Source organism: Nostoc sp. FACHB-110 (assembly GCF_014697425.1).
Lineage (GTDB): Bacteria > Cyanobacteriota > Cyanobacteriia > Cyanobacteriales > Nostocaceae > Nostoc_B.
Map to the genome: position 1 here is coordinate 58,181 of NZ_JACJRU010000041.1, position 12,002 is coordinate 70,182.

The following is a 12,002-nucleotide window of genomic DNA, read 5'->3' on the forward strand; positions in this document are numbered from 1 at the left end:
ATATGAATAACATCTCTTCTAACACCAATAAAAACAATATTCAAGTCTTAATTGTAGAAGACGAGTATATTCTTGCTATTAACTTACAAGAGTCTCTAGAATCCTTGGGATACATCGTTGTTGATATTGCAGATTCCGGAGAAGCGGCAATTGCTAAAGCTCATGAACTATATCCAAACTTAATTTTGATGGATATCAGATTACGGGGCGAAATAGATGGAATTGAGGCCGCAGAAAAAATTTGGCATCAATTACAAATCCCGGTAATTTATGTCACAGGACACTCTGATAAAAGTACTGTAGAGCGTGCCACGTTAACATTTCCCTTTGGCTATATTCTCAAACCAGTCCGAGAGCAAGAACTTTATGTAGCAATTCAAACGGCTCTCAATCGCTACGAGCGCGAGCAATTTTTGAGTACAGTCCTCAAAGGGATGGGTGATGGGGTAATTGTAGTTGATTTACAGTTACGGATTAAGTATTTGAATGTGATTGCCGAAAAACTCACAGGTTGGCAATTAGATGAAGCCAGAAATCTAGATTTAGGTCAAATCTTGCCCCTGATTGACGAAAAAACCCAACTGCGCGTGATTCATCCGATTGTTTCAGCATTGAATCAGCAAACAACTGTATATTTAGGCGATCGCACCTTACTGCGAACTAAAGATGGTGCAACTATTCCCGTAGCGGACAGTGCTGCGCCACTACGCGACAACAACGGTAAAATTACAGGCGCAGTTATGGTATTTCGAGATGATACCCAACGCAGATTAACCGAAGAACGCAATCTCGCCTCCGAACGCAACCGCCAACTAGAAATTCAAATGGTAGAACTGCAACGGCTCAACCAATTAAAAGAAGATTTTTTAGCAGCAACTTCCCACGAAATGCGAACACCCTTGTCCAATATTAAAATGGCAATCACCATGCTCGAAAGTATTTTGGATCGGCGGCGCATTATTAAATCAGGTAAACCCCTAGAGGTGCAATCTGTAGCCCAATATATCAGTATCTTGCGTTACGAATGCGAACGCGAGCTAAATTTAATCGACGATTTATTAAATATGCGCTTCATCGATGCAGATATCTATCCTTTAGAATTAACTTCTATTCATCTTCAAGATTGGCTACTACATATTACAGAAAATTTTCAAACAACTTTGCAAACTCAACAGCAAACTTTAACAGTTGAGATGTCCCCAGAGTTACCAAATTTAGTGACAGATTTAGCGATGTTAACCAGGATTGTCTCAGAATTACTGAACAATGCTTGTAAATACACTCCTGCTGGGGAAAAAATTACAATGCAAGTTGAGCTTACTTCCTTACCTAATGTTCCTACTACGGAAAGTGAAACACCTGGAGCGGAAATTCCACATATCAAAATTACAGTTAAGAATTTTGGGATTGAAATTCCTACTAAAGAACAACAAAGGATATTTGAACCTTTTTACCGCATACCTCTACCTAAAAATCAAGATAAATCCTCAATTTTTGATGCCAATCAACAAATTCCACCGCCGAAATTTGTTCAAGATAGTGGTACAGGATTAGGTTTGGCTTTAGTAAAAAAGTTAGTAGAATACTTACGCGGAACGATCGCTGTAAATAGCACTCAAGGCTGGACAAGTTTTACAGTCGAGCTACCATTAAAATTACCAGACAATTAATTTAACCCTAAATGATGCCGCAGTGCTTGGCGCATCACATCTACAGGCACATTTTCCTGTTGTAACCAAATTTTTAAGGCCGCTGCACCTTGCTGGACAAGCATTTCTAGCCCATCAATAGCAATTGCGCCTTGTGTTATGGCTTGTTTGAGAAATTGGGTAGGTTGAGGAATATAAATTAAATCGTAAGCGATCGCACCTTTTGGTAAACCTGCCATTTCTGCTGCACTCAACGGCGAATCATCCACTTTGGGATACATCCCAATTGGAGTTGTATTCACCAGTAAATTCGCTTGAGGAATGAGTTTTGCTAACTTGTCCCATGTGTGGACTTGTAAATTATCGGCGAGTGGCGAATGTTCCCAACTATCACGAAACTGGGTTAATCGTTGTTGGTTGCGTCCCACAACATGAATTTCGGCAAAACCTAGTTGATGACAACCTGCAACTACAGCCCTCGCCGCACCGCCATTACCTAAAATTACTGCTACTTTTTGACCCCAATCTTGGTGATAGGTAGTTTGCAACGGTGAAATAAATCCGACAATATCCGTGTTTGTCCCTACCCATTGGTGATTTTGGCGCGTGACAGTATTAACTGCACCTATAGCTTCAGCTAGCGGTGTAATTTCTGACAGTAGGGGGATGATAGCTTGTTTGTGGGGGATAGTCACACTAAAGCCTGTTACCCCAAGGGCGACAAAACCTGCAAGTGCCACTTGCAAATTTTCTGGTGCGATAGGAAAAGGAAGATAAGCGTAATCTAATCCTAATTGAGCGATCGCCGCATTGTGCATAATCGGCGACAGCGAATGTTCCACCGGATGCCCAATTACGCCTAAAAGTTTAGTTGTGCCTGTGATTTTTGTCATTAGTCAATGGTCAATTAAAAATTCACAAAGGAAAAGCAAAAGTAAAAATTTTTACTTTTTACTTAATATCTATTTTCCCCTGTCTTGGTTACTAGATTGAAAAACTTGTTCAGCCGTTAAGTTTAATTCGGGAAAAGTTGGCGAAATAATACGTTCATTACTTTTAAACTGACTAACTTGATATTCTCCCTCAACTAAGGCGTGTACAGAGATAGTTGGTTGTTTAGGATTACCAATAAACTTACGACCACCGAGGGCAAGATAATCTACAATCCAATATTCAGGAATACCAATTTCTTCGTATTGGCCTAATTTTGTAAAATAATCATCGCGCCAGTTAGTACTAACGACTTCAATAACTAATGGAATTGATGCAGCTTGAATTACTGTTGATGACTTTTGCCATAATGGTTCATTGATTAAGTTGTTTTGATTTAATATCAGCACATCTGGTAAATAACCAGATTCATTTTCCGATGGTTTAACTAATGCTTGTTTAGGAATAAAGAAAGGAAGTTTTAATTGTCTAATTTCAACAGAAAATTCTAAAGTTAAAAATCCTGTAACTTCTTCATGTCCTCCCAATGGCTGTGGCATTTCAATAATTACTCCATCATGTAGTTCGTAACGTCCATTCTCAGGTTTCCAATCGACAAATTCTTGAAATGTTGTGACTTTCCTTAAAGCTTGAGTCATGGCTTTATCCCTCAAACAGTCAATGATCATTTGTCATTAGTCAAAAGGCAGAAGGCTAAAAGATCGAATTTCATACTTCATACTTCATACTTCATACTTCATACTTCATACTTCATACTTCATACTTTCCCTGCTCTACAATTATTAAAGTTACTTAACATTTCTTTGAATCATGCAGGTAAGTACAGCCCCCTCTACAAATTCAATTCCTGGGCAATACTGGCAATGGCGAGGGCATAAAGTTTACTATGTGCGCGCGGGAGAAAGACAATCGCAACGTCCTCCTTTATTGTTGGTGCATGGGTTTGGTGCTTCGACAGACCACTGGCGGAAGAATATCAGTGGATTGTATCAAGATTTTGAAGTTTATGCGATCGACTTGTTGGGATTCGGGCGATCGCAAAAGCCTAAATTGCAATACAGTGGTGATTTATGGTGCGATCAACTCCATGATTTTATCAGTGAAGTGATTGGTCAAAAAGCTGTCTTAGCTGGGAACTCTCTTGGTGGTTATGCTAGCTTGAGTGTTGCAGCTAAATATCCTGATAGTGCAGCTGGCGTAGTTTTACTTAATAGTGCTGGCCCCTTTAACGACAACCCACCCACATCAGAACCAGAAGCATTACAATCACAAATTCAACCGCCCAAACAACCTTCACCCATCCAAAAACTCTTGGGTGATAGTGTGAAATGGATTTTTCAACAACCATTATCCCAACTTTTATTATTTCAATATGTGCGTCAGCGCTGGGTAATTCGCCAAACCTTAGAAAAAGTTTATTTAGACAAAACAGCAATCACAGACCAATTAATAGATGAAATTGCGCGCCCTGCTTACGATGAAGGAGCATTTGATGTCTTTGTTTCCGTTTTTAGTACTCCTCAAGGAGAGAAAGTTGATGTACTTTTAAAGCAATTAACTTGTCCCTTATTACTGTTATGGGGTGAGGGCGATCCTTGGATGAATGCTAAAGAACGTTCGCAAAAGTTTCGTCAATATTACCCTCAGCTTACCGAATATTTCCTCCAAGCCGGTCATTGTCCCCACGATGAAATTCCAGAACAGATAAATAAACTGTTGCGTGATTGGGTTTTATCTATGAAGTGAGAGTCTAGAGATCAATACGCTTGGGTTAAGACTAAAAACCAATTCTGGCGTAGGTTGGGGAGCCAGTGCGTTGGGCGGGTTCCCCGACATGAAGCAACTGGCGTTTGAGGAAAGAAACTCAACATCCGAGCATACTTTGTTGGGTTACGCTATCGCTACACCCAACCTACTTTTCTGCTTAACTGAACTGTATTGGCCTAGAGATTAGTATTTGATTTAAAAGTTAGTATGATTTAGATTCCCGACTTTTTTTAAAAGTCGGGAATCTTATTATTTGTGAATAATTCTATTGTTCTACGTAGGATTTAATTTGTTTTTCTAATGGCTCACTAATAATTTCATTGCCGACATTTGGTTTGTCAAGACTAACTCTTACAAAATTTGTTTGGTCTTCAGCAGTAAATTTATTATCATTATTAGAATCTTTGAGTATTTTAATGAAAATGGCATTTTGACTAGGAATAACTACCCAATTCAACATTTGTGTTTTATTGGGTGTAATTGGTTGAAAATTCTTACCGGATAAATCAGAAATATAGCCAACAATGGCATCTTCTGAGTTTAGTTTGTTATCTTGATTTGTATCTTGGTCAATAATTCTATATATCCAATACCTGAGAGGTGGTTTATCTGCTGTCTTTGATTCTAAAAACTCGTAGGTATTAATAATTGCTTTTTTATTCAGCAAAAGATGATTTTCGCCATCTTGTTTACGATAAAAGATTATGTTATTTAACCTACCATTGTCTTTCTCATAAGAGGAACGCGATCCTAAATTCAATCCACCTTCTTCCGCTCGATTTTTATCAATAACATTTACAGGAATCATCAAATAATCTGATTCTGTTTTAATAATTAAGTCACCATAAATAATATTTGCTTGAGAATTTGATTGTGCAGATGCTTTTGCTCTAGATTCTTCTGTTTTCCGAACGTTATTATCACAAGATAAACTCAGCAATGCGACAATAATCGCTGTTGTGATTGTTCGCATAAATCTATAATTTTTCATGACAATTTTGCAGTAGGAGCTATAGTTTTCCTATTTTATTCGCTGCTGCAAAATTGCCCGTATAATTACAGGGACATAAATAATTTTAATTAAGACGAAGTTTATTTGTGTCTGCTTACTTGGGAATCTTGTTTAACTTATCAACTGCTAATTGGGATGAGTAAACTTGTTTGTCAATTTTCCACAGACTGCTAAATTAGCAAACACTGTAAAACCTGGTTCGGGGGAACCAGGTTTTTGGGAATTCACAGGTTTCAAATTTTTAACTTAACTAACTAATCGAGAGAATAAATAACTAAGGTGGACTTCGTAACTAGCAAACTCAGCAATCTTTGTTTTTCCGCGTTGGGATCTGGCTTTGCCTCTTCATCTGGTCGGCTTTTGCCACTTTTTCATTAAGGTTTGCTGAATATTTGCTTGGGCTTTTGACAGGAGACATCAAGTCATTTGCCCTTTTGATTTGGTTGTAACTTGTCTGATGTCTTGTGATTTAATTTAGCACTCGTTTAGTCAGGATCAAGTATTACTTTACTAAAGTTGACATTTTGTTTCCTTCTGCAATTTTTGTCATTAGTTATTTGCATTGTCAAAAAAATATTGTAGAGACGTAGCCATGCTACGTCTCTACAATATTTACCAACTCCACATAACTGGGTTGTCATCTAAATGATCTGTGACAATTCGCCCAATAGAATCAATTTCGGCAATTTCCTCGGCGGAGAGTTTGACATCGGCGGCTTTGGCGTTGTCTTGTGCTTGTTCGGCATAACGCGCACCTGCTATTGCATTGGCTTGGGGTTGGGCAATTAACCAAGCTAATGCTAACTGTGCCAAGGTACAATTATGGCGTTCGGCTATGGGGCGGAGTTTATCTAAAGCTTGTTGAGCGCGTTCAAAGTTTTCGCCTTGAAATAATTTGTTAGCGGATCTATTGTCTTCTGGGGCAAATTTCTGTCCACGCTGAAATTTACCAGTTAACAATCCTTGGGCTAGCGGTGAATAAGCCAAGATAGAAATTTGATTTTCGATACAATAGGGCAAAGCATCTTTTTCAACCACCCGCCAAAATAATGAATATGGGGGTTGCAAGCTATCAATTTGTCCATATTGTGATGCTTCGGCCAATTGTGCGCCAGAAAAGTTAGAAACCCCAATTGCTCGAATTTTTCCTTGCTGTTTTAGCTCATTTAAAGCCTTCATCGTTTCTTCAATGGGAACGATTTCACTATTAAACGAGCCGGAGGGCCAATGAATTTGATAAAGGTCGATATAATCGGTTTTGAGGTTTTTTAGAGAGCGATCGCAAGCCTCAAGCACTTGATTATATTTAAGATGGTTAGCAAAAACTTTTGTGGCATACTGTACTTGGTCGCGCACATCTGATAAAGCTTCAGCGATGACGCGCTCAGAGTGACCTTCACCATAAGCTTCGGCTGTGTCTATAGTGGTAATTCCAGCTTCGTAAGCGGCGCGAATGGCTTTAATTGAGTCTGCATCTTCAATTCCCACCCACATCCTTTTGCCAGCTTGCCAAGTTCCAATAATGATGGGTGTGATTTCTACTTCCGATTTACCTAGTTTCCGTTTTTCCATGATGCTTCCTTAATTAATTTCCCTGGATAGTTTCATACTCTAATGGTCTTCGCTTGAAATTAAATCAGAGTTAAAGTAGATGCTGATGGATTTAACTACGATATCTGCCCTTAAAGAATGGTCTGTGGCGATAAATGCTTTAGAAAGTGGCAAAACCATCATGTTGCTGCGTAAAGGCGGTATTCATGAGCAAAATGGCCGCTTCCATGTTGCCCATGAGCAGGTTTTACTTTACCCAACTTATGAACATCAACAGCCGTTCCTGCTAAAATCAGAATATGCAAATCTCGTCTGCCCAGTCACACCTGGTTGGCATCCAGAAAAAGTTCGCATTGGCAGTTGGGCAGAAATTACAGATATTTTGCCGATTAGTGAGGAGTCCACTGTTAACGCTTTACTCCCGTTTCATATCTGGAATGAGTATTTTATTAGCGATCGCTTAAAATGGAAACCGCGTCAGCCTTTGTATGTTTTGTTATTACGCACTTATAAACTACCCGCAGTGCCAGAAATTCCCTATCTGCCACAATACGGTGGTTGCAAGTCCTGGATTGATTTAGCGCAACCAATTAACATTGCAGATGCAACACCCGTTTTGTCTGATGCTGAATACTCGGCAATAGTTAGCGAAATTCGCACGATTATTTAGTGATTTTATTCAGTGCTGAGTCAAGATAGCGCCTGCGGCACAGTAACCTGTAACCTATCACCCCTAATTTCAAGACTCAGCACTCAGCACTTTCAACTCAGCACTGATAAATATATCTTACTAGTGTAACCAGCAAAACAAATCTTTAATTATCTAGCCATTCACCAAAATAGTAACTCTTGTTACATACACTTGCTAAAACCGCAGATAACATGGGAAAAATCTTGCTCTCATAACCAGCGACATATTGCTGAGAGGCGTTATTTTGTTGCGCCTGTTAGCGATTTTTGAACATTACCAGTCACGGAGTGAAAAATATTGAGTCATTCTCAGCTTTTCAGTACAAAATCTCCAAAAAATGATGCTTTAAGCAGATTTCAAAATTTGGGGATGGAGTGATTTTGTCATACTGCATTCTTAATGTGATTCCTAAAAATCTATCTTTTGGCTTACGTAATTTTACTAAACCGATTTGTAGGTAGATGGACACATACTAGGGAAATTAAAAATTATCCCACAAGGGTGATGCAGTGCTTGACAAAAGTCTGCGATTATGCAATTTTAGCTAAACACTAAGGAGTTTGTCATGAATCGACAAATGTGCTGGTTATCTAAGTCTAGTGGTGACGGTGAGAAGATTTTGTATTTGCAGGTTGAGTCCCATAAAGGTTGGCGGCCCTACACAGCTTATCCGCAATTTGCAGTGCCAGATTATCAAATTCCCGGTGGCTCTAAAGGTTGGGCAACTTATCAAAAACTGCTGAAGGCAGGTTGGACATTAGTACCCAGTGCGAGAGCAAATGAATTTAGCACTCAAGTAGAGTACTCAGAATCAATGGTGCAAAATCAATAGTTGCAGTTAGTATTTCAGAATTTTAACTATCTCGAACAACGGCAGTGTTGCGTTATTCTGTAATGACTGTCTACCAGCCTCTAGGCGAACCTTCACCGCGAGGATCGGCGGCTGCTTCTAGGCTGCCATCTGCTTGAATCGCGATCGCGTTAACATTACCCCAAGGAGTTTTTGCTTCCTTGATGTTGTGTCCACGGCGGCGTAAGTCTTGCAGAGTTAAAGCATCCAAACCCCAAGGTTCGACGCGCAACTCATCAGGAAGCCATTGGTGATGTATGCGTGGTACGGAGACAGCTGCACCAACGTCCATATTGTATTCCAGCACATTGAGAATCACTTGCAATACCTGAGTGATAATTGTGCTGCCACCAGGGGCCCCCACTGCCATTCGGAGGTGATTATTTTCTGTGACTATTGTCGGAGTCATACTCGACAGTGGTGTTTTTCGGGGTGCGATCGCATTTGCTGAGTTGCCAATTAAACCAAAGGCGTTAGGTACTCCTGGCGCAATTGCAAAATCATCCATCTCGTTATTGAGTAATATTCCTGTTCCTGGGCTGACTACACCCGCACCAAAACCAAGATTTATTGTAAAAGTCAGGCTGACAGCGTTGCGTTGTTCATCCACAACGCAAAGATGGCTGGTTTCTGTAGATTCGTAGCGCGTGGCTAGCAATCTTAATGATTTGTTGGGTAGAGGGACAATTTGATTGCTAACGGGGCCAAAACGTTGAAGAATTTCTGGTGCTACTGGTGTGATTTGGGATGCAGGTTTCGCCACATCCATATTGATTTGTTGACGACGCTGTTGGGCATAAGCTGGACTAATGAGAGCTTGTACAGGAACGTTGACAAAATCAGGATCACCTAAATATTGTGAGCGATCGGCGTAGGCTATCTTCATCGCTTCCGCCATTAAATGTAAACTGTTGGGATGATGCCATCCCCAAGCTTTTAAATCACTGTCACCGATAATGTTTAAAATCTGCAATAGATGAACGCCGCCTGATGAAGGTGGTGGCATAGAACAAACTTTAGCTTGACGAAAACTACCGCAAAGCGGAGTTCGCCAGATGGGTTTGTATGCCTTGAGGTTGTCTAAAGTAATTAAACCACCATTTTTTGCCATATCTGAAGCGATCGCCCGGGCAATTTTACCAGTATAAAAACTTTGGGGATTGTCGGCAATGGTTTCTAAAGTGCGTGCTAAATCACGTTGCACTAATCTTTCTCCAGGCTGATAAAATTCGCCATTTCGCGTAAATATGGCTCTAGCGGCGGAATTATAAAGAATGGCGGGCTTGCGGTTTTCGTAAACTGGAATTGATCGCCAAGTTAGCTTTTTACTTAAGATAAAGCCATTTTTCGCTAGAGCGATCGCAGGTTTTATAACTTCTTTCCACGGCAACTTACCATAACGGCGATGCACCTCATACATCCCCGCCACCGTTCCTGGTGTCGCCACCGCCAAATAACCATTCACACTGGCATTCGGACGCACCTTGCCATCTGCATCTAAATACATATTTCTTGTCGCTTTGATAGGTGCGCGTTCTCGAAAATCCAACGCTTTCATCTGGCCTGTTTTCTCAGAATGCAGCAGCAAAAATCCCCCACCACCAATTCCCGCCGAAAAAGGTTCAACTACAGATATCGCAAAAGTTGTGGCGACGGCTGCATCAACAGCATTCCCTCCTTTGCGTAACATCAAAAGTCCCGCCTCACTCGCCAGGGGATGTGCAGATACAACCATCCCCTTTTTGCTACGTAGGGGTAAAGTGGTAGTGGCTGACACAACTTGGCTGTAACACAGAACACTAAGGGAAAAGACTGTAAATACAACCTGTTTGGGTTTAGCAAAGATTTGCATTTTGACACTGTTGTATATTGCTATGTCTTAGCCTATCGTTTGATATTGAGATTTGCGATTGTATATTAGATTAAAGTAGAAAAGAGAGAGTTTAATGTAGATACAGCATTATTGACATAGTTAGAACTTACTTTTTCACATGAATTGGCGTTGGGCGAAGTCTCTACCTTTGGCATCACGTCTGTTTTTCTCCCATTTGGTAGTGATGATGGTGGGAGTAATTAGTCTTGTCATTATTAGTAAGGTGTCTTCTCCTCGTTTTTTTGTGTTGCACTTAGAACGGCTAGAAAGTGAAAGGCTGGAATTAATCAATATTCGTGCTGACTTAGTGCAAGGATTTGAAACAGCTTGGCGCAGCAGTACAATTTGGTCTGTTTTGGTGGGTACAACGGCGGCGGGCGGTTTAAGTTACTGGGTATCGAAACGAATTATGCTGCGGTTGACGCAGATGGAACAAATTACGCAAAAATTTGCGGCGGGTGAGTTAACAGCGCGGTTGCCTATTTCAGAAATTCCCGAACTGAACAGTTTGGGTACTAGTTTTAATCGTATGGCTGCTAGTTTAGAAGGTGTGGAAGCGCGGCGACGAGAATTAATTGGTGATATGACTCACGAATTAAGAACACCTCTAACAGTTGTGCGCGGTTATTTAGAAGAGTTAGCAGATGGTGTTATAGAACCTTCGCCAGAAATTTATCGGCGTTTGGCAAAAGAAACAAGACGCTTAGAAAGATTAGTGAATGATTTGCAAGAACTTTCTAAGGCGGAAGCGGGTTATTTACCAATTAATGTGCAACCTGTAAATTTGCGTCCTTTATTAGAGTCTTTAGTCGAAAGATTTAGCGAACAACTTTTAGAAGATGGGCCTGTACTGTGCTTGGAATGTCCATCACCACTACCTATGGTGTTGGCAGATATTGACCGCACTGAACAAGTTTTAGTTAATTTGGTAGGCAATGCTATCCGTTACACCCCCAAAGGGACAATTACTGTGCAAGCTTGGACAGAAGCATCGAACCTCTGGATTTCTGTAATCGATACAGGAATTGGCATTGCTGCTGAAAGTTTACCACAAGTATTTGAGCGTTTTTGGCGAGCCGATCAATCACGCGATCGCCACTCGGGAGGAACAGGTATTGGTTTAACTATTTCTCAGCGTTTGGTGGAATTACAAGGTGGTCAGATTAATGTAGAAAGCGAATTGGGTGTTGGCAGTCAATTTAGCTTTTGTTTGCCTTTAGCTTAATCTACAAAGGGGGCCAGGGGCGGAATGTAGGTTTAAATTTGTCGAACTCACACCAAGTTACAAGGATTTGTCACAAGCTAGTCGCATCAAAGTCATACTCAATTGATAGCTTAAAGATATTCAATATGGGGTGTTTAATTAATTTTTGATATGACTACTTTTATTTTGGCTTCGTTTTTAGTCAGCTTACTGACTGTATCAGGTTGGGCGGCGATCGCCTATTTGTTTCCTAATCATTCCCAAGACTAACTCAGCTACTTAGTAAAATACTTCCAAGTAACCACTAATGTCATCAGTAGAGTATGAATCAGTTTACTGAATTTATTTGGTTCTTCGGTTAATTTTATGGAGAGTTAATAGTAAAGTGCCAGTTTAATAAACTGCGTAATCTGAAATTACTAAAGTTACGAAAGCCATATCCAAGCCTTTTAAT

10 protein-coding genes are annotated in these 12,002 nt (G+C 40.3%); 5 read left to right on the top strand and 5 right to left on the bottom strand.

Translation table 11 applies throughout. From position 1 onward, the window contains the following. The first annotated feature begins 2 nt into the window (after window positions 1–2). A complete protein-coding gene (locus tag H6G69_RS26930; RefSeq protein WP_190692184.1) occupies window positions 3–1,670 on the top strand; it encodes a response regulator in 1,668 nt (555 codons plus the stop codon). Here the strand turns inward: H6G69_RS26930 and H6G69_RS26935 are convergent. Both H6G69_RS26935 and H6G69_RS26940 read right to left on the bottom strand, forming a co-directional pair. After that, on the bottom strand, window positions 1,667–2,542 hold the full coding sequence (locus H6G69_RS26935) for a shikimate dehydrogenase (RefSeq protein ID WP_190692185.1): 876 nt from the start codon (window positions 2,540–2,542) through the stop codon (window positions 1,667–1,669). The genes H6G69_RS26930 and H6G69_RS26935 overlap by 4 nt on opposite strands. A 69-nt stretch (window positions 2,543–2,611) precedes the next feature. Then, window positions 2,612–3,238, bottom strand: a complete 627-nt coding sequence (locus H6G69_RS26940) for a Uma2 family endonuclease (protein WP_190692186.1) — start codon at window positions 3,236–3,238, stop codon at window positions 2,612–2,614. Between the two features lie 172 nt (window positions 3,239–3,410). Between H6G69_RS26940 and H6G69_RS26945 the strand changes: the two genes are divergently transcribed. Next, entirely contained in the window at window positions 3,411–4,346 is a 936-nt protein-coding gene (locus tag H6G69_RS26945; protein WP_190692187.1) for an alpha/beta fold hydrolase, read from the top strand. A 286-nt stretch (window positions 4,347–4,632) separates the two neighbouring features. Here the strand turns inward: H6G69_RS26945 and H6G69_RS26950 are convergent, their stop codons facing one another. Together H6G69_RS26950 and H6G69_RS26955 are read right to left on the bottom strand one after the other, a co-directional pair. Then, window positions 4,633–5,358, bottom strand: a complete 726-nt coding sequence (locus H6G69_RS26950) for a hypothetical protein (RefSeq protein ID WP_190692188.1) — start codon at window positions 5,356–5,358, stop codon at window positions 4,633–4,635. 633 nt (window positions 5,359–5,991) lie between these two features. Next, window positions 5,992–6,951, bottom strand: coding sequence for an aldo/keto reductase (locus H6G69_RS26955; RefSeq protein ID WP_190692189.1), 960 nt, complete (start codon window positions 6,949–6,951; stop codon window positions 5,992–5,994). 79 nt (window positions 6,952–7,030) lie between these two features. Here H6G69_RS26955 and H6G69_RS26960 point away from each other — a divergent pair, with 79 nt between their 5' ends. Both H6G69_RS26960 and H6G69_RS26965 read left to right on the top strand, forming a co-directional pair. Next, window positions 7,031–7,600 (top strand): DUF1802 family protein, encoded by a 570-nt coding sequence (locus H6G69_RS26960; protein WP_190692190.1) that lies wholly within the window; start codon window positions 7,031–7,033, stop codon window positions 7,598–7,600. A gap of 586 nt (window positions 7,601–8,186) precedes the next feature. Further along, window positions 8,187–8,453 (top strand): hypothetical protein, encoded by a 267-nt coding sequence (locus H6G69_RS26965; protein WP_190692191.1) that lies wholly within the window; start codon window positions 8,187–8,189, stop codon window positions 8,451–8,453. A 70-nt stretch (window positions 8,454–8,523) separates the two neighbouring features. Here the strand turns inward: H6G69_RS26965 and ggt are convergent, their stop codons facing one another. Next, window positions 8,524–10,323 carry a gamma-glutamyltransferase gene (gene ggt / locus H6G69_RS26970; protein ID WP_190692192.1) on the bottom strand — a complete coding sequence of 600 codons (1,800 nt, stop codon included), beginning with the start codon at window positions 10,321–10,323 and terminating at the stop codon, window positions 8,524–8,526. A gap of 139 nt (window positions 10,324–10,462) precedes the next feature. On the opposite strand from ggt, the gene H6G69_RS26975 reads away from it, so the two are divergent. Further along, a complete protein-coding gene (locus H6G69_RS26975; RefSeq protein WP_190692193.1) occupies window positions 10,463–11,569 on the top strand; it encodes a cell wall metabolism sensor histidine kinase WalK in 1,107 nt (368 codons plus the stop codon). Window positions 11,570–12,002 lie beyond the last annotated feature (433 nt).